We start from the raw sequence: 18,875 nt of genomic DNA on the forward strand, positions 1-18,875 counted from the left end.
GAGGAGTGATCGCATGGCCGATCCCGACCTGACCCGTCTGGGGCATGATCCGGGTGCCTTTGAGGACTTCTACCGGCGGCATGTGGGGAGGGTGACGTCCTTCGTGGCCCGGCGCGTGGGCGATCCGCACACGGCGGCGGACATGACCGCCGAGGTGTTCGTGGCGATGATCGACTCCGCGCACACGTTCCGGCCCGCCGCCGGGTCGGAGATCGGATGGCTGTACGGGGTGGTGCGCAACGTGCTGGCCGCCGAACAGCGCCGGTCGGCCCGGGAGTTGCGGGTCACGGGGCGCATCGCGGGGCGGCGGCTGCTGGACGCCGATGACATCGCGCGCCTCAAGGAGCGGATCGACGCCGAAAGCGCAGGGCGCCGGACGTACGCAAGGTGCTCGATGGGCTGCAGCCCGTGAATGACCTGGCCTACGTGAAGGAGTGATCATGCGGACTTTCGAAGACCGGCTTTTGAACGAGTTGAAGGCCGTTGTCGCGGCCAGGTCCGGGCAGCCCGTGCCGCGTCGGCGGCGGACGGGGGTCCGGTTCGGCGCCGCGGTCGCCGTGGTGGGTGCCGCGGCCGCTGCGGCGTGGCCGTGCCGACGTTCTTCGGGGGAGAGGCCTCCCGGGCGAACGCGGTGGAGCGGGGGCCGGACGGGTCGATCACAGTGCGATTGGTCGAGTTCACGCATCCCGAGCGGGTGGAAGCCAAGCTGCGCTCGCTCGGGGTGCCCGCGACGGTGGATTTCCTGCCGTTCGACTCCGACTGGTGGCAGTCGGAGGAGCCGGACACGGGCGTCTTCGGCGGTGATCCAGGCTCGGATCCACACGCCGACGCCGACATGCGGGGCGATGTCGTGGCCCGGATCCACCCGCAGAAGCTCAAGCGTGGTGAGCAGGTCGTGCTCAGCGTCTGGTTCGGGAAGGACGCGGGCAGCGTGTTCAGCCCCATGATCAAGCCGGCGGGCACCGTGTCCCCGTGCACCCGGGTGCCCGGCGGGCCGTCCGCTGGCCGAACCTGGTGATCAGGGCCGACCGGGCCGTCTCGGGGTGGGAACGGAACGACCAGGTCGCGGACGCATGGTGAGCATGTGCGTTCAGCGGGTGTGCTCACAGGCACTCAGCCGGAGCCGTCCTCAGCGTCGCCGACGTGGGGCTGCGGATGGCTTCCCGCCGCCGGATGCCGCCGCCTGGCACGACGGCTACCGGGGGGCCGATGTGGGCCGGCGGGTCGTCGCGCGCATCGGCGGGAGTTCGACCTCGACCGCAGCTTCGGAACCGCGCCGACCCTCCGCGCCTTGGCCGGTGTCTTGACCATCGACCGCAGATCTTCTCCCTCGAGGCGATCGGGAGCGTCGAGCTTTTATCGCTCAGATTTACGCAAAACCTCTTCATAGATGGAAAGTGTCATTTTGGAGCTAGATAGGGGTTTTCCCCCTCTTGGTTTCTCCGAGCAGTGACCAGGCTGGGGACGAGTCGGTTCCTGTCGCGGAGCCGGTTGCCTTGTTCTAGATCTCTGGAGCGGTTCGATGAGTTTCGGAAGGGACGACTTCCCCCTGTGGGGCTCCTCGGCCACCGTGATGGTCGAGAAGCCCGAGTGCCTCGATGCGGCCCGGCGCGCTGTCGACTCGGTGGCCGCCGACATTGATGCCACGTTCGTCCAGGAGGGTTCGGACCTTGCGCGCGTCAACGCCGCCAGCGGCCGTCCGGTACGGGTCGGCGCCACGTTCCTGGCGGTGCTGTGGACGGCGCTGCACGCGTTCGACCTGACGGGAGGGCTCGTCGATCTCGTCGTGGGCGTTCCCCCCGCCGGAGACCGGACCCTTGTGATCGACGAACCGCCCGGCACGGTGAGGACGCCCCCGGGGACGACCCTGGACCTGTGGGGGATCGCGCAGGCGTTCGCCGCCGACAGGGCCGCGGAATCCGCGGCCGGGCAAGCCGGATGCGGAGTCTGCGTCTGCTTTCCGGGCAGCTTCGCCACTGCGGGACCGGTGCCTGCCGCGGGCTGGCCGGTGCAGGTGCCCAAGGGGCGCCGGGAGCAGGAGGACGGAGACTGCCGTGGCATGAGCATCGTGCTGCGGACGCCTGGCGGGCTGGCCACCTCCGTCCTGGCGGCGCGGGCCCGCGAGCCTGGACGGGTTCCGGCGCAGACGCTGTCGGGCGGTGTTCAGCCCTGGCATGCGGTATCGGTCTTCGGTCTTCGCTGCGTCGCCGCCAAGACCGCCAGCATCGCCGCCCTCTCCTTGGGGGACGCTGCCGTCACCTGGCTGGAGTCCCGGGAGCTGCGCGCCCGGATGGTGCACACGAACGGCACGGTGACCACCGTCGGATGCTGACCCTTGCTTGCGTGACCGCCACTGACGCCTTCGCGGCTTCGCGGACGGGCGTCGGCGGCCCGGTCGGCTCCTCTTTCCCGGGGCCTGGTCACCGGGCAGGGCCCGCCTCGTCTCCTCGCCCCTGCTCCCAGACCCACGACGCGATCTGGACACGGGAGTTGAAACCGAGCTTGTTCATGATGTGCTCCACATGCCCCTCGACGGTGCGCGTCGAGATCACCAACGCGGCGGCGATCTCCTTGTTGCTCTCTCCCTCCGCCACCAGCCCGGCGATCTGCGTCTCCCGCGGGGTCAGTGGCGAGGACGTGTCGGGATCACTGCCTTCTGTGCCCGCTGCGGTGGGCTCGCCCAGGGCGCGGGCGACCCCGACTTGGATGGGCGTCTCCAGGCCGCGTTGAAACTCCTTGAGGAATCTCGAAGGGCCGAGTGCGCGTCGGACTTCGTCCTCGCAGGCGTCGTGGTACCGCACGAGGTGCCCGTACCCGGAGAGGGGAGCGCCGAGTGCCTTCCACAGGGCTTGGGCGATTCCCAGGAAACCCGCCGCGCGCGCATGCCGCCCCTCGCTGGCGGCCACCCAGGCCAAGACCTCCAGGTTGAGGCCCATACCGAAAGGGTCCTCCAGGGAGCGGTTGGCGCGCAGGCTGTCCTGCTCCATCGCGATCGCGCGGGCCGTGTCGCCCTCCAGCCATCTCTCCACCCCGAGGGCCATCATCGTGTACGACCGATGCCAGGTCTCCCCGTGAACGTCGCAGATGGCGAGCCCTTCTTCGCCGAGGGAGACGGCGGCCGCCGTCTGGCCCAGATAGGAACGGGCGAGCGAGAGGCGAACCAAGGCGAGCACGTGGCCGACCGGGTCGCCCGCGAAGGTGTGGCGGTCGATGCCCTCCTGGTACAGGGCGATCGCCGTCTTCACGTCATGGCGTGCCATGGCGACCATCCCGGAGAACACGGCCACATAGCCGAGCGTGTGCTCCAACCCGAGGCGCTCTCCGATCGCCTTGCTCTCCGCCAGCATCGCGGCGGCGGTGTCGAGGTCCCCCTGGATGATCGCCAGCCAGCTGTTGCACCACAGGGCCCGAGCGCGAGGCTCGCCGGTGGCGAAGGCGCGATCCAGGGCTCGATCGGTCCAGTGCCTTCCTTCGGTCAGGAAGTAGCTCGTGATCCAGTGGTAGAGCAGGTCGGCGACCATGTCGAGTGCGGCGTGGCCGTCCGATCGGTCGGACAGGTAGTGCTCCAGGGCGGTACGCAGGTTGCTGTGCTCCACCTGGAGTTTGCTCAGCCAGGCGACCTGGTCGGGGCCGAACAGCTTGGCGTCCGCCTCGGCGGCCAGCTTCCGGTAGTAATCGCGATGGCGGCGTCTCACCTCCGCCTCCCGCCCGGATTCGGCCAGCCGCTCGCGGCCGTACTGCCGGATGGTCTCCAGCAGCCGATAACGGACCCTGCCCGCCTGCTCCTCACGGCTCACAATCGACTTCTCCACCAGCGCGGCGACCACGTCGACGACGTCCGATCGTTCGACCCCGTCGCCCGAGCACACCTCCTCGACGGCCTCCAGATCGCAACCACCGCTGAAGACCGACATCCTCGCCCACACGGCGCGTTCTCGCCGGCCGCACAGTTGATGACTCCAATCCATCAACGCCTGCAGCGTCTGGTGCCGCGGCAGTACCGCCCGCGAGCCTCGGGTGAGCAACCGGAACCGGTCGTCGAGCCGTTCCAGCACCTGCTCCACCGAGAGCCCGCGCAGCCGGGCCGCGGCCATCTCGATGGCCAGCGGCAACCCGTCCAGCCGCCGGCAGATCTGCTCCACCGCCTCCTGGTTGGCCTCGGTGACCGCGAACTCGGGCAGCACCGCCCGTGCGCGGTCGGCGAACAACTGGACCGCTTCCGTGCTGCGCGCCGTGGGGGCGTTTCCAGGTGAGGTCCGATGATCCAGCGGCAGTGGCGGCACGGGCAGGGTCTGTTCCCCGGCGATCCCCAGAACCTGCCGGCTGGTGGCCAGAATCCGCACTCGCGGGGCCGAGCGCAGCAAGTTCTCGGCCAGAAACGCGCACTCGTTGTGGAGGTGTTCGCAATTGTCCAGTACCACGAGCAGGTGCTTGTCTCGCAGATGTTCGGTCAGCACGTCCAACGGCGGCCGGCCGGACCAGTCCCTGATCTTGAGCGCCTCCATGACCGTGGTGGTCAGGAGTTCGGGCTTGTCGAGGTTGGCGAGCTCGACCATCCACACCCCGTCGGAGAACACCCGCTCCAGGGTCGTGGCCGTCCGGCCGGCCAGCCTGGTCTTGCCGACTCCGCCCGCGCCCGTCAAGGTCACCAATCGGGACACGGACAGCAGGCGCTTCACCTCGGCCGACTCCCGGCGTCGCCCCACGAAGCTCGTCGTCTCCGCGGGCGGCCTGGACAGCTGCCACCCGGTCGCCCCGTTCGATGCCGCTGAAGCCATCACCACCTCGCCCGGCGTCGCCGCCCACAGTGCTCTGACCGATGGCCAACCACACTATTGACTCAAATCTCCATACAAACCCATGAAATGGTTAAAATGTGACCTGGCGGGTGCGCGCCGACGGCATCGGTGCCTGGACGGGAGGCCTGCACTGCCGCCCTGAGACACGTTCCGGGCGCGCACCGGCGGGGTGGAGTTGTGCGTGCGCGATCGAGGACGAGGCCCGGCCGTCGTCCTTCCTCACGGCACCACGGCCAACCTCCGCGTGTGGGACGCGGTCGTCGACCGGCTCGACGACGCCTGCGGCCGCCGGGTGCGGACCCTGGCGGTGGACCCGCGCGGTCACAGCCGCAGCGGCAAGCCGGCGGCCGCCCCGCCGACTGCTGTGCCGACGCGCAAGCGCTGATCGAGGAGCGCTGCGGCGGGTCCCAGCGCCCGCGGAGTACCTGACGGACTGGCCGCCCGTACCGGATCGGCGGTCGGATGGGTATTTCCCCCGGTGTCGCAGGCCCTGGTGGAGGCGAGAGTGGGTGGGGTACGGCACAACGATTATGTGGAGCGGACTGATGATGTCGAACATGTCGACGAGGGCCCTGCATCCGAGGGCCTGCTGCCTCGGCGAGGCTCGTGTTGGTCAGGTCAGTGCGGGCGGCCAGGGGCGGGTGTCGAGCGAGGGACAGGGCCAACTCGCCGAAGCCGCTCACGAGTTGCGTACGCCGCTTGCCGCGCTGCGGCTGGAGTTGGAGGAGGCGCTGACCCACTGGGAGACCGCTGACCCTCATGCGGCGCTGAAAGGGGCGTTGCGCGGTGCTGAGCGCCTTGAGAACGCGGTGCTTGCTCTGCTCGGGCTGGTCCAGTTGGCTGCCCCCCACCGGACGCCTGGGGATCACCCGGCACGAGCTGCAGGGTGAACGTCTATAACGCTATGACGTACAGCGGTTGCTAAGCGTAGTGGCAGGTGCCTTGAGCAGGTCGTGAGGCGGCCGTGTGGAGTTACAGATGCGGCTTGCCCTGCCTATCGTGAACAGCTGTCGAGTGCAGCGGACACCGGTGGCCCGATACGCCCGTCGCCCACGCCGGGCCCGCACCGCGCCGCGGGCCTGTCTCTCCCAGAATCGGACAGCGGCACGCCCTCGTCGCAGATCGCGCCCGATCCGCCCCTCACCGCTGGTCCGTGCCTGGACCGGCACGCAGTCCTTGGGGTCTCCCTTTCCTTGCCCGCGGAGCGGTGCGGGCTGGTGGTGACGCAGGCGGCCCGGCTGTCATCGTCGTCGAACACGAGCTGACCGGAATCGTCCTGAACATCGGCGTGCGGGCGGCGGGTCACCTGCATCGCCGTCCTGGGCTTCCGGGGCGGAGTGATAACGCACTGGCGTGAATTCCAGGACATTCTCGCGATCGCCGGGGGTCTGGCCCGAGAGCCCTTTCTCTCCGAATAAGCGGCCGCTGAAGAATGATTTTTCCCTGGGCATTCTCCGAGAGGGAATGCCCGGGGAACGATGGAGAGCAAAACCCGTCCCGCCGCCCTGCGGCGCGCCGCGGACGGGCCTGGCAGGGCGTCCCGGACCAGGTGTCCCAGACGTTCTGGGGCCGGTACCCCGAGTGTCCTGGCCAAATTGCGGGGGCCAGGACAAGATTGGCCGTACCTGGCCGAAGAGAGATGTACCAGTGCAGGTTCCGGCTGCTCTTGCCGCTGGCCCCGGGATTTTCCTGAATCGGGACATCTAAGGACTGGTTGTACAAAGCAGAAAGCTATGTTTTGATCAACCCGCTCGGCCCGCCGATGGGATCACGAGGGCCTTCGGTCAGCCATGTGGGGGAAACACATGATCGGACATGCTCTGCGTCAGCCTGCCCGGAATTGCTCCGTGCGCACCTTCGCACGGGAGGGGGCGTGACCGCCGCGGCCGCCGCGAAACCGACCCTGAGCAGAGTGAAGAAGGCCGTGGCGGCCAAGCCGCCGGCCCCGCCCGCGCCGCCGCCTCCGCCCAGCAAGGTGGAGTCCAACGTGACGCTGTGGAGCTTCACCCAGCCCAACGGCGGGAAGCTCGCCGAGGTTGCGTGGCCCGGGGTCGTCAACGGCACGCTGGCGGCGACCACCGGCGACCCGGCGGCGGAGGCCGCCGGGCCCCGCCGGCTGTCGGCCTTCCTCGGCCTGGGCGCCAACCTGCGCGGGCTCGCGGCGGCGATCGAGCCGATCGTCAACAAGGGCGCACTGGACCCCAAGGACGCGCCCAGGGACGCAACCGACCTCAAGCTCACCCAGAACGAGCTGGAGAAGGCCCTGGCGGTCTATCTCGGCCTGAACATCCCCCCGCTCCGCCCGACCGAGTGGAAGGCCGGCCGCCGGGTGATCCTGCCGATCGAGGTGGAGATCGTCCCGCCCGCGGCCCCGACCTGGAAGGTCGGACGCGCGCAGATGCGCGAATGGGCCCGGCTGATCAGGCCCGAGGAGGAGGCGGGGCTCCAGCTGACGGTGCGGCTGCCCGTCGAGCCGCTGCCGGCGACGACCGAGGCCGACCACCGCCCGCTGGAGCTCAAGGCCCGGGTGGCGACGCGGCTGGGCATGCTGACCAGGCCGGTCGCGAAGCCCGAGGAGGTCGCCGCGCTCGGTGCCGAGGTCCGTGCCGGGGTGCTGGTCAACCCGTTCGAGGGGATCTTCTACCAGATCGAGCTGATGCGGCAGCTCCGCCGCGACCGGCCCGAGCTCGAACTGGCCGTGACGCTGGCCGTCCTGTCCGGCTTCTCCGAGCACCAGGCCGCAGTCACCGGCTGGACGATGGGCGGCAACGCGCTGTTCCGCCGGCTCTGGGACGCGCTGCGCCGCAAGGGCGACGGCGTTCCGGCGGCCGACAAGCCCGCGGTGGCCAGCGCGCGCGCCCTGCTCGCCGGAGCGCTCGGCCTGGCCGCCAATGGGACGGCCGCCTGGTACTCGCCGACCGAGCGTGGGCCGTCGGTGCCCCCGGTGGACCTGTTCCTGGCGCCCGCCCAGCTGCTGCGCAAGAGCCCGAACGGCAAGGACGTCTACCTCACCGTGGTCTACGGCCGGCTCATGGCGGCCGGCGTCCGCGACAACACCGGGAAGTACTACGGCCCGGCGGCGCTGGGCGGCATGGACCTGGTGGACTTCGTCGGCGACGATCCCGCGTTCCTCGGCCCGGCCCCCAGCTCCACGCTGCTGCAGTGCTGGGACCTGGTCAAGAAGATCGCTCCCAACGAGGGGAAGCTGGACGGCCTGCGGCTCGCCGACGGTGGCATCGTGTCGATCGGCATCCAGCAGTGGACGATCGCCGCCGACGACGAGCTGACCGTCGTGCTGTACCAGTTCATGCGGATGGCGCCGGACCGCTTCGACCTGTTCTTCGGCATCCGCGGGATGCAGCTGCGGGTGTGGGGCCTCGCCGACACCACCGAGCCGACACCCGACAAGATCGACGAGGCCAACCCCTACCTGCGCCCGCGGTCCCGGCCCGACACCCCCGAGACCTGGCGCAGCGCGTACGCATCGAGGCCGGCCGGCGACTGGGGCGACGCCGGCACCGGGACCGCCGACGACGGCGTCCCGAGCCGGGTCAAGCTGGTGTGGCTCAAGTACGGCGCCCCCGGCGGCCCGGTCGAGACGCCCCAGCCGATCAGGTCGGGCACCGCGCACCGCTGGGCGCTGTTCGGCGGCGTGGAGAACGCGGCCAAGCAGGTGATCTTCGATCCGCTGTGGGGCGGCATCTCCCGCCTGGCCTCCCAGACCTCGCGGGAGCTGTGCACCGCGCAGCTCCAGACCGCCGTGTTCCGGTTCCAGCGCCTCTGGAACCAGGTGAACGGCATGTATCCGACCACCGACGCCCCCGGCGGCAAGCAGTACCCGTTCCGCCGGCTCGTCTCCTCGCAGTTCTTCGCAGCCGCCGTGATCGACGCGCACATCAACGTCCCCGGGCTGGTGGCCGCCGACCTCGACACGGCGTTCCGCAACACCTACGCCCGCAAGCCGTACACGCTGGTCGGCACCGACGCCGACGACCACTTCCTGATGCGGATGGCGATCAACTTCGTGCTCGCCCGGCGCGTGTACAAGAGGAACAAGGACTCCCGGGACCACAACATCGTCGCCCTCCACGACAAACCCGTGATCCCGGCGACCAGGGACAGACCGGCCAGGGATCCCGGCCTGAACGCCACTCCCGGCAGCTTCACGGGGTGGCCGGCGCCGTGATCCCCGACACCATGACGGCCGAGGTCAGCGCCCTCGGCCGGGCCATCGGCCTGTTCGACGGCTCCTCCGACGACCTGTCACTCAACACCGCGTTCTTCGCCTCGCCCGCCGAGCACGTCGCGCGGGTGCTGGCCGAACCCGACCAGCGCGACGCCGCGCTGGAGGCCCTCGATCTCCTGCTGCCGCACGCGGCGCTGGAGGAGGAGACCCGGCTGCACCCGCTGGTGGAGCCCACCGGCATCGGCGGCCTCTACCTCGGCGTGACCCGCACCGGCATCGGCGCCGCCACGCAGATCCTGCTGGAGCTGCGGGCCGTCGCCCAGCCGGGCCCGACCGCGCCACGCGTCACCGCGACCGTGCCGCTGGTGGCCGTCCGCAACGGCGCGCTCGCGGTCGTGACCGGCGAGGCCGCCCACCCGGTCGAGCTGTCCGCCGCCGTGCGGCTGCCCGGCGACGGCGCCCGGCTGACCGCGTCGCTGTCGATGGCCGGGACCGGTCCCGGCGGCGCCGCGGCCCGGTTCCGGGTCCGGTACCGCCCCGGGCCCGCCTCGACCCTGCCGCCGCTGGACCTGGACCCGATCGCCGTGCCGGAGGGCCTGGCGCAGCTCGCCGCCGCCCTGGTCGACGCGCTGCTGTCGGCGCCCGAGCAGCCGGCGCAGGTCCGCGTCCTGGCCGCCCACCTGACCGGGCTGCTCGGCCTGTCCGACGGGCTGCCGGTGCTGCCGCTGGCCGGCGGCCGGTACGCACTCATCACCTGGGTGATCGACCTGACCGACGGCGTCCGCCTCGCGGCCAAGGGCATGTACTCCCTGATCACCGTGAGGTGATGGGCCGCGGGGCCTCCGCCGTACGCGGCGCTCGGCCGGTTCATCGTCCTGGAGACGAGATTGCTATGAAGATAGCCTGATTTTACTACAGCGTCCGTTATGGTTCATTTCTCCCTGGGGACGGCTAAGAGGGTGGTGGGCTGCGGCAGTCTGCGGAAGATTTCTCTAAAATTGGACGCGAGATAATGGACGCGCACATCGGCAGCGGCCCTGCGGGCGGAATAGAGGAACCGGGTCCGGCGGTGGCCACCGCCGTGGTGGACGCGCAAGGCCTGGTGGCGGCCTGGAGTCTCGGCGCCCAGCGGCTGCTGGGGTACATCGCCGAAGAGGTGATGGGACGTCCGGCGTCGCTCCTGCTGGCCGAGGCTTCACCTCCGCGGGCCCTGTGCCGGCAGTCGCTCCGTCCGGTTCCCTGGAGCGGGGAGGTTCCGCTGCGGCACAAAGACGGCGGACGGGTGGCAGTGGAACTGCTCGCCTACCCCGGCCACGACGGCCGCGACAGGACCGAATGGCTTGTGGTGTCCCTCACCGCTTCCGATGCCTCTGCCGCCGAGTCCCAGGGCCGGATCGACGCGGACCTCCTTGATCTGGCGTTCGACCAGTCCCGCTTCGCCATGGCGATCCATGACAGGGATCTGCGGCTCGTGAGAGCCAACGACCTCATGTGCAAAAGGATCAATCTCACGCAAGCCGAACTGCGCGGACGCCTTTTGAGCGACCTTCTGCCCGGGCGCCGCTGGAGAGCGCTGGAGCAGAACATACGCCATGTGCTCGACACAGGGCAGCCCGTGCACAGAGAGACCTATCGGCAGGTCCCCGGCGAGAGCCGCGAACGCAACTGGTCGGTCTTCATATCCCCGCTCAAGGACAGGGCGGGCCGGACACGGGCCGCGTGGGTGGGAGTCCTCGACAACACCGAGCAGTACCGCGCACGGCAACGTCTGACCATGCTGAACGAGGCCAGCGCCCGTATCGGCACCACCTTGGACGTGACCAGGATCGCCCAGGAGCTGGTCGACCTGGTGGTTCCCGATTTCGCCGACCTCGCATCCGTCGACCTGCTCGAAGCAGTGCTCGTCGGCGACGAACCCGGCCCAGGGCCGCTGACCGACGGGCTCGCGCTGCGCAACGTGGCACACCGGACCGCCTTTGGCGACGGCACCGACGAGCCGGACCACCTCGACCTGCGTCCCGAACTGTGGCCGCCGGCGCGCGGCCTGGCGGCCGGTCGGGCGGTTCTGATGGATGTCGATGACCCCGAAGTCGTTGCGGCGACCGCACGCTATCCCGCGTGGGCGGAGGCCATCGACAGGTACCGGCTGCGCTCGGTTCTCTCGGTGCCGATACGCGCCCGCGGCGTCACGCTCGGCGTCGCCGCCCTCGTTCGGGGGGAGTCCGCGGAGCCCTTCGAGCAGGACGACATTCTCCTGGCCGAGGAACTCACCGCCAGGGCGGCCGTCTCCATCGACAACGCCAGACGCTACACCCGCGAGCGCACCACCGCCCTGACACTCCAGCGCAGTCTGCTTCCGCACCGCCTCTGCGAGCAGTCGGCGGTGGAGGCTGCTTCTCGCTACCTACCGGGTAGTTCCAATGTCGGTGTGAGCGGAGACTGGTTCGACGTCATCCCGCTGTCCAGCGCGCGGGTCGCCCTCGTCGTCGGTGACGTCGTGGGCCACGGCATCCACGCCGCCGCCACCATGGGGCGACTGCGGACCGCCGTGCGCACCCTCGCCGACATCGACTCCTCTCCCGACGAACTCCTCACCCGTCTCGACGATCTCGTCGACCGCTTCTCCACGGAGATGGCCCTCGACGATCACGACGAGGTGGAGAGCGAAGTAGGCGCCACATGCCTCTACGCCGTCTACGACCCTGTTTCCCGCCGATGCACGGTCGCGCGCGCCGGACACCCACCCCCCGCGGTCGTCGCCCCCGACGGCTCGGTCGGCTTCCTCGACCTGCCGGCCGGCCCGCCGCTCGGCGTCGGTGGTCTGCCTTTCGAGAGCACCGAGGTCGAGCTGGCGGAGGGCAGCATCCTGGCCTTCTACACCGATGGCCTCGTCGGGTCCCGCGATCATGACATCGATGTCGGGCTCGAACGCCTCCGCGGGGCGCTGGACCACCGATCACCGTCCTTGGCCGAGACCTGCGACAGCGTTTTCGAGGCCGCCCTGCCGGACCGCCCCGTGGACGACGCCGCGCTTCTCCTCGCCCGCACCAACGTCCTGAGCGCAGACCGGCTCGCAAGCTGGGACCTGCCGGCCGACCCGGCTGTCGTCGCCGAAACCCGCAACCTGGTCACCGAACAGCTCACCCACTGGGGCCTCGACGAGGCCGTCTACGTCACCGAACTCATCGTCAGCGAACTGGTGACCAACGCCATCCGCTACGCCAGGGGGCCGATCCAACTACGGATCATCCGGGACCGGACGCTCATCTGCGAGGTCTCCGACGGCGCCAGCACCGCCCCCCATCTGCGCCGTGCTCGCCTGCTCGACGAAGGTGGACGGGGCCTCCTTCTCGTCGCACAGCTCACCCAGCGATGGGGGACCCGCCACACCCCGCACGGTAAGACGATCTGGACCGAGCAGTCTCTGACCGGAACCGACTTCCCTGACCTTCTCGATCAATTCGACGACCTGGAATGAACTCGCGAGGCAGCGCACCGGCCTCACCGACTCGGACCCCACGTCTCCTGAGTAAAGCCCTGCCCGCCGTCCTGGCGCCGTGACCGCCGAGCCGCCACGCGCCGAAGTGGCGCGGCCCGGTGTGCGCGGCCCGGACGGCCGGCGCCGAACACTGCACGGATCCTAAAGCGGTGTGCACTCGCCGGATAGATGTCCTGAGGCGCCTCATCCAGACTTTCAAAGGAAGAACTCGCTGATCCCAGAGCGGCGCGATAAGAGCGCTCACCGCGAACCAGGAGGGCCACATGATCATGCGAACGGCGCGAATGTCGAAAAGAAGGTTCGCCGCGGTCACCGTCGCGGCATCGGCCATGCTGCTGTCGACGATCGCCGTCGCGCCGAGCGCGTCCGCCGACCCCTACATCGGCCCCGGAGGAGAGCCGAAGATCGACGGCATCGCGGGGCCCTGGAGGTGGATGGACCGGCCGCGCGGCGAGGAGTCGCGGGACTACCTGCCCTCATGCCCCAAGGCCAACGTCTGCCTGTACGTGCTCTCGAACCAGACGAGCACGAGAAACTACTGGTACGTCTTCAAGCTGTACGTGGAGAAGCTCTACAGCGTCCACAACTTCAACTACAACAGCGACTACCAGTGGATCATCAACAACCAGACGGGCGGCGTGGACGTGGTGACGTTCACCGGGGGTGTGATCGGAGACATGATCGCGTGTTATCCGGCCCCCGCCTCCGCCCCCGACCTCTCGCGGAATTTCAGATCCGCCAACTGGTACCCCGTCTGGTCCCTGGATACGGGCCTCAAGTATTGCTAGTTCGCCGAGCGGGGCCGTCAGGCCGAGGAGTCCGACGGCCCTCGGCCCTTCTCCGCGGCCCTCTGGCGGAACTGGCGAGGGGAGAGCCCGTAGGCGGCACGGAAGGCCTGGCTGAAGTGTGCCGGACTGGTGAAGCCCCAACGGGCTGCGATGGCACTGATCGGGGTGGCGGCCAGCAGCGGGTCCTTCAGGTCGCGGCGGCACCGTTCCAGGCGGCGTTCGCGGATCGAGCCGGCGACGGTGAGTTCTTCGGCTCGGAACAGTTGGTGCAGGTAGCTCACCGAGATGTGGTGGACCGCGGCGATCGCGCCCGGGGTCAGGTGCGCATCGCCCAGGTTCGCCCGGATGAAAGCGTGGATCTGGGCGAGCAACGCGCGTCGCCGGCCGTCCGGCGGTACCGCGCTGCGGGCGTCCAGCTCGGCGGCCAGCGCCGCGGTCAGGACGTCCAGGGTCAGATCGGACACCCGCACCGCCTCGGCCGCGCCGAACTCCTCAAGCCGCCGGGCCAACTCCAGCAGGTACTGGGAGGCCAGCGCGCCGATGCCCCGGTCGCCCCGGATGCGGACCGCGCTGAGTTCCCGCAGACCCCGCTCGGGCATCGGCAGCATCGAGCGCGGAAACTGCAGCGAGAGCAGCCGTCCGCCCGCGGGCTCCCTTGACCCGAACCTGGTCAGGTAGGGACGCGAGCTGTCCCGGAGCATCAGATCCCCGGGACGCAGAACCGCCTGCCGATCAGCTTGCCCCCCCATGGCGTGACCGCGAACGGCGCAGGTCACGAAGAAGCTCTCGGGGTCTGACCGGCGGATCAGCGCGGGTGTGCGCTTGATGGTCAGCGACGTCGCCGTCAGCAAGGTCGCCTGGACGGAGCCGGGCCCGCCGAGAGCGGCATGGGCCCGGAACGAGCCTTCCAGGTGCGGTTCGCAGTGCGCGTCCAGCGGCATCCACATCTTCGAGCTCATCTCACGCCAGAAGGCGAACCGCTCTTTCACCGGGATGGCGTCGAAGCCGACCACGTCCATGACCCACCAAAGTTCTGCCGCCGTGTGCCAGCAGCATCACCTGATCGAACTTGCGAACGCAACCCAGCACCGTACTCACCTGGACCACCTCATGACCTCGTCCGGTTTCCTCGGCAGCCGCGGCGGGCGGAAAGCGACCGCATCCGTAATCGGAACTGCACGGTTTTCGGTGTAACTCCGATCACGAGGTGCTCCCTTTGAAGGGCAATTCTCTGTGCACCCAAGGGTGGGCGGTCGTCTCGGGACCGCCGTGCGTGCCTGCGGGCTGGTGCACAGCGTTCTTGCTGGCGGAACACGGCACCGATCGGCGGCGTCGCCGTCGTCTCGATCCTGAGCGCGGCCGACCGTGGCGCTGCCGGTTTCCCAGCCGGCCCGCGAGTTCGCGATGCTGCATGGCGTTGTCGCCACCCCGCACCAACGCGCGCTGTTTCGGGAATCGTCGTACTCCTCGAAGGCGGTGGCCGCGCCCGCGCATCCTTCAACCTCGCACCTCTCGGTGGTCGACCGGCCGGGTCCGGGGCGCGTGCGCCCACCGCCTGTTGGCGGTGGGCGCACGGTGTGGCCTGGGTGGTGGGATCAGGTGCGCTTGCGGCCCTTGCGGGGGCGGTTCTGGTCGCCGGGAATGATCTGCCGACGGGTGGCGTCGGCCTGGTCCTGGATGGTGGTCAGGATGTGCGTGGGGAGGTGCCGGGCGCGGAAGTGGTCGACCATGCGGTCGAGGGTGGCGTCGGCGGCGGTGCGGTCGCCGGCCTTGGCGTGGACGGTGGCCAGGCGGCGCATGGCGGCGTTGAGGGTGATGTCGTTGAGGCCGCCCGAGCCGGTGGAGGCGTCGACGGCGGCGGTCAGCTGGGTGACGGCGTCTTTGGTGTCGGGTTGCCGGATGTGGAGCCGGCCGTCGCGGACGTGCTGGTAGTGGCGGCCGGCGTTGGCGCCCTGGGCGAGGTGGGAGTAGACGGCCAGGGGGTGGTCGGGGAAGCGGTCCGACAGTTCGGCCAGGGCGTCGTTGCCCGCTTGCAGGGCGGGTGAGTCCGAGCCCAGCAGGGCCATCAGGGTGCCGGCCTGGTCGCTCATGAGCAGTTCACCGGCGTCCTGGTCGTCGCCGGTGCGCGGCAGCCGGATCCGGATGGTCAGGTCGGGTGAGACCACGCGGGAGCCGTCGGGTGCGGTGTAGAGGGCGCGGACGGTGTAGAGCCCGGGGTCGGTGAAGTACTGGCCGTCGGCGCCTGCACCCAGGTAGGCCGACTCGTACAGGGCGGGCACCTCGGCGGTCAGCGTGGTCAGGGTGTCGTCGCCGTGCCCGTTGCACTGGCGGGCCAGCGGCCGGAACGGCCGGGTGACGCCGGAGGGGGCGGTGATGGCGATGGTGAGGTACTCGCTCTTGGGCGACAGGCCGCGGTGCACGGTGACATCACGGCCGTCGCGGGCGAGTTTGATCTCGACGGTGACCGGCTCGCCATAGGCGAACGGCCGCGCCGACAGGGTGAGGGCCAGGCCGGAATCGTCGGAGATCGGGTCGTCCATCGCGGCCAGCGCCGGGTCCTGGGTGTTGTAGGCGGCGCTGCCCTGCGCTGCCCAGTTGGCCCCGCCGGGGATGATGTCGTAGCGGAAGGCGTGGCGCAGGTGGGCGAGCTCGTTGGCGGTGAAGGTGAACGGGAACCGGCTCCAGAAGACGTCCCAGCCGCTACTGCCGTCCTCGGCGGTGTACATGTTCCAGTACTGCATCCATGACAGGTCGCCACGGCCGCCCCGGGAGCCGAGCGGGGCCCCGGAGTCGTTCTTCTGCCACGAGTGAGGCAATTCCAACCTGAGCCTGCAGGTCACGGGCTGGTTGCGGACGGCAGATAGGCGCCCGCAAAGAGTGAAGCTCCTGCTAGATGAGGTTGTCGACCAAGATCAACCTTGTCCGCGCAGGAGCTTCATGTGCTTTTCTACCGTGCCGCGCTCGATCTGTCGCGCCAGACCCTTACGTTCGTGGCCCGGCTGGTGCGCGAGCGCCGCCGCCAGATCGGAACGCGGTGGCGAGTGCTGGGCCCGGACCGCCAAGCGCTGCTGGTGCTGGTGCATCTACGCCGCAACGAACCCTTCGCCCGCCTGGCCGCCGCGTTCGGCGTCGGGGCCGCCACCGCACACCGGTATGTGACCGAGGTCGTGGAACTGCTCGCCGAACAGGCACCCGACCTGCGCGAAGCCCTCCGGATCGCACAGCGCAAGGCCTACGTCATCCTGGACGGCACCCTCATCGCCACCGACCGCCTGTCGGGCGAGAACGATCGGCTGTTCTACTCGGGCAAGCACCGGCGGCACGGAGTGAACGTCCAGTTCCTCACCGATCCGCACGGCGAACTGATCTGGGCGTCCCCGGCGCTGCCGGGATCGACCCATGATCTGACCGCCGCCCGTCACCACGGCATCGTCGCCGGCCTGACCGCGCGAGCGATCGCCTGCTACGCCGACAAGGGATACGTCGGCGCCGGCGGCGCGATCGGCACGCCGTACAAACGGCGCAAGCGCCGCACACTGGGCAAACCCAAGAAGCTGTTCAACCGGCATCACGCCCAAGTCCGTGCCAGGGCGAGCGGGGCGCTGCCACGCTCAAGAACTGGCACATCCTGCGCAAGGCCCGCTGTTCACCCAGCAGACTGACCGCCATCGTCCAGGCCATCCTCACCCTCCACCACCAGGCCAACTGAAGATGGAATGGGCTCAGTGCTGCAGGTTGAGGCAGTGGCCGAGCTCATGGACGTACAGGCCCAGGATGAAGTAGCCGGGCTGACCGCTGATCTGGTCGTAGAAGACGGCCATGCCCTGCCGCTGCTTGCCCTCGTTGACGTCGAACATGACGCCCGTGTTGTCGTTGACGTGCCGGCTGGCTACGAACGCCCACAGCTTCCACTGCTCGGTCTCGGCGTGGCCGGAGAAGTTGTGGAGCATCGCGGTGTGCAGTTCGGAGTCCGACCATTTCAGGTCGGCGCCGGAGTCGGCGGTGCCGACCTCGTTGACCGTTCCCGCGGAGCGCAACTCGATGCCCGCCTCGGCGAAGGCGGAGGCGATGGTCAGCTGCCGGTCGACGTAGTCGGGCGGGCCCGCCACCGCATCGGTGGCCGTGTCGTAGGAGGCCAGCGCCGCCCGGTTGGCCATCGCGTCGATCTCCACATCGATGCTGCGCAGGTGCGCCGACTCGTAGGGCAGGTCGAAGACGGGAACGTTGCCGTCGTCGAAGCGAAACTCCACCCGCAGGGCGGGGGCGGAGGAGGACTGCGCCACCCGCGGAACTGTGATCTTGGCGGTGCAGCCGACCCAGTCCGGCCTCCACCGCACCCTGCCGGTGGCGGTCACCTCGGTGGCCGAGGCGGCGATGTCCGGGGCGCTGACGCGGAAGGAGTACAGGGGGCTCCGCGTCGTGCCGCTGATCTGGTCGATGTCGCCGCTGAACTGCCGCGTCGCGCCCAGGCCGTCCAGATCGACACGCACGGTGACCGGGTTGGGTGCGGCCGAAGCGGCCCAGCGGCCCACGATCGGCTTGTACTGCGTGGTGTAGGGCGCGGGCAGCGCGGCCACCTCGGGCATCAGCGTGGTGAGCGCGCCGGTCTTCTCCGGGCCGGTGTTCCAGTTGAACACGCACCCGTTGCCGCCCTTGATCAGCAGGCTGCGCTTGGCTCCGGACACGTCCGGCAGCGGCAGTACGTGGTCGTAGTCCCGCAGCCACTCGGCCGGCAGCTTCGCCCAGCCCGCGGTGGGCCGCGCGCCCTCGTAGATCCGGCACTCCCGGGTGCAGCCGTTTCGCCAGTCGATGGTGGCGACCCGGTCGTTCTTGAAGACATAGGTCGTCCAGTTCGGCGACTCGGCCGTGGAGTCCATCAGCAGCGCGTCCACGCCCTCGCGGTAGCCGAGGGGCAGCATCGTGCCCCAGGCCGGCAGTCCGTCGGCGTGCCGCAGCTCGGTGACCGGCCCCTCACTGCGGACCTTGGTGTCCCAGTGGTACCAGCACACCCGGTCGCCCTTGAACAGCAGCATCTGCCAGGAGCCGCCGGTCATCGGCAGTATCAGCGCGCCCTCACATGCACTCTTGTACGGCTCGGGAATGCCGTTCAGCTTCCCGCTGTGAATGCTCGTGGCGCCGATCGGCCCGTTGTGGTCCAGGCCCGCCGCGCTGGTCTGCGCCATCTGATCGCCGCGCACGAACATCGCTTTCCATGCCCCGGTCGGCAGCACCAGCGCCGAGTTGTACCCGGTGTTCTTGATCCGCATGAAACCCACGAAGAGCGCCCCTTTGCTGTGCCCCCGGTTTCCGTCGAACCAGGTTCCACGGCACTGTCCCCCCGCCTTTCCGAGAGGGCAACCCGCGTCCAAGGGCGCCACAACAACGGACCGAAAAAACAAGCCCCAAAACCACGTGCATTTCCGGGCGGGAGCGGTCAGCCCCTCAGCGCCGGAGTGATCCGGCTACCACGACGCCATTTCCCGCCCGAAGCGATGCAGGCAAGCAAGCGCAGCGCGGCACCGGGCTGCTTCCGCCCGTCCCGGTCCACTCATCCGAATCATCCGTCAAGTCACCCAGCGTGCTCACGTTGGTGTTTCACCCCA

Annotated in this window: 13 protein-coding genes and 1 pseudogene; 10 read left to right on the forward strand and 4 right to left on the reverse strand. The window is 69.5% G+C overall.

Going from position 1 to position 18,875, the window contains the following annotated elements; all coding sequences use genetic code 11:
* Nucleotides 1-13 precede the first annotated feature (13 nt).
* The 3 genes from ACQEU6_RS02715 (at nucleotide 14) to ACQEU6_RS02725 (ending at nucleotide 2,332) form a co-directional block, all read left to right on the forward strand.
* Complete coding sequence (locus ACQEU6_RS02715) at nucleotides 14-412, forward strand: RNA polymerase sigma factor (protein ID WP_499328979.1); 399 nt, start codon at nucleotides 14-16, stop codon at nucleotides 410-412.
* A 177-nt stretch (nucleotides 413-589) separates the two neighbouring features.
* On the forward strand, nucleotides 590-1,018 hold the full coding sequence (locus ACQEU6_RS02720) for a hypothetical protein (RefSeq protein WP_499328980.1): 429 nt from the start codon (nucleotides 590-592) through the stop codon (nucleotides 1,016-1,018).
* Nucleotides 1,019-1,522: 504 nt separating this feature from the next.
* Entirely contained in the window at nucleotides 1,523-2,332 is an 810-nt protein-coding gene (locus ACQEU6_RS02725) for an FAD:protein FMN transferase (protein ID WP_499328981.1), read from the forward strand.
* An 88-nt stretch (nucleotides 2,333-2,420) separates the two neighbouring features.
* On the opposite strand, the gene ACQEU6_RS02730 is transcribed toward ACQEU6_RS02725, so the two are convergent.
* Complete coding sequence (locus ACQEU6_RS02730; RefSeq protein ID WP_499328982.1) at nucleotides 2,421-4,577, reverse strand: LuxR C-terminal-related transcriptional regulator; 2,157 nt, start codon at nucleotides 4,575-4,577, stop codon at nucleotides 2,421-2,423.
* Between the two features lie 403 nt (nucleotides 4,578-4,980).
* On the opposite strand from ACQEU6_RS02730, the gene ACQEU6_RS02735 reads away from it, so the two are divergent.
* From ACQEU6_RS02735 to ACQEU6_RS02760, 6 genes are all read left to right on the forward strand, one after another.
* Nucleotides 4,981-5,184: an alpha/beta fold hydrolase gene (locus tag ACQEU6_RS02735; RefSeq protein ID WP_499328983.1), complete on the forward strand. Its 204-nt coding sequence runs from the start codon at nucleotides 4,981-4,983 to the stop codon at nucleotides 5,182-5,184.
* A gap of 160 nt (nucleotides 5,185-5,344) precedes the next feature.
* Nucleotides 5,345-5,689 carry a histidine kinase dimerization/phospho-acceptor domain-containing protein gene (locus ACQEU6_RS02740; protein WP_499328984.1) on the forward strand — a complete coding sequence of 115 codons (345 nt, stop codon included), beginning with the start codon at nucleotides 5,345-5,347 and terminating at the stop codon, nucleotides 5,687-5,689.
* A gap of 983 nt (nucleotides 5,690-6,672) precedes the next feature.
* Entirely contained in the window at nucleotides 6,673-8,985 is a 2,313-nt protein-coding gene (locus tag ACQEU6_RS02745; RefSeq protein ID WP_499328985.1) for a hypothetical protein, read from the forward strand.
* The gene (locus ACQEU6_RS02750) at nucleotides 8,970-9,812 is read left to right on the forward strand and encodes a hypothetical protein (RefSeq protein ID WP_499328986.1); all 843 of its coding nucleotides are present in this window, start codon (nucleotides 8,970-8,972) and stop codon (nucleotides 9,810-9,812) included. The genes ACQEU6_RS02745 and ACQEU6_RS02750 overlap by 16 nt, the downstream gene beginning before the upstream one ends.
* Nucleotides 9,813-9,997: 185 nt before the next feature.
* The gene (locus tag ACQEU6_RS02755) at nucleotides 9,998-12,463 is read left to right on the forward strand and encodes a SpoIIE family protein phosphatase (protein WP_499328987.1); all 2,466 of its coding nucleotides are present in this window, start codon (nucleotides 9,998-10,000) and stop codon (nucleotides 12,461-12,463) included.
* 284 nt (nucleotides 12,464-12,747) lie between these two features.
* On the forward strand, nucleotides 12,748-13,272 hold the full coding sequence (locus tag ACQEU6_RS02760; RefSeq protein ID WP_499328988.1) for a hypothetical protein: 525 nt from the start codon (nucleotides 12,748-12,750) through the stop codon (nucleotides 13,270-13,272).
* Nucleotides 13,273-13,289: 17 nt separating this feature from the next.
* On the opposite strand, the gene ACQEU6_RS02765 is transcribed toward ACQEU6_RS02760, so the two are convergent.
* Both ACQEU6_RS02765 and ACQEU6_RS02770 read right to left on the reverse strand, forming a co-directional pair.
* Nucleotides 13,290-14,291 carry a helix-turn-helix domain-containing protein gene (locus ACQEU6_RS02765; protein ID WP_499328989.1) on the reverse strand — a complete coding sequence of 334 codons (1,002 nt, stop codon included), beginning with the start codon at nucleotides 14,289-14,291 and terminating at the stop codon, nucleotides 13,290-13,292.
* Nucleotides 14,292-14,867: 576 nt separating this feature from the next.
* A complete protein-coding gene (locus ACQEU6_RS02770) occupies nucleotides 14,868-16,094 on the reverse strand; it encodes a tetratricopeptide repeat protein (protein WP_499328990.1) in 1,227 nt (408 codons plus the stop codon).
* Between the two features lie 117 nt (nucleotides 16,095-16,211).
* On the opposite strand from ACQEU6_RS02770, the pseudogene ACQEU6_RS02775 reads away from it, so the two are divergent.
* Nucleotides 16,212-16,981: pseudogene (locus ACQEU6_RS02775) on the forward strand (transposase family protein).
* Nucleotides 16,982-16,994: 13 nt separating this feature from the next.
* On the opposite strand, the gene ACQEU6_RS02780 reads toward ACQEU6_RS02775, so the two are convergent.
* Nucleotides 16,995-18,539, reverse strand: a complete 1,545-nt coding sequence (locus ACQEU6_RS02780) for a hypothetical protein (RefSeq protein WP_499328991.1) — start codon at nucleotides 18,537-18,539, stop codon at nucleotides 16,995-16,997.
* Nucleotides 18,540-18,875: the final 336 nt, after the last annotated feature.

This window comes from Spirillospora sp. CA-108201, from assembly GCF_050936235.1.
Classification (GTDB): domain Bacteria; phylum Actinomycetota; class Actinomycetes; order Streptosporangiales; family Streptosporangiaceae; genus Spirillospora.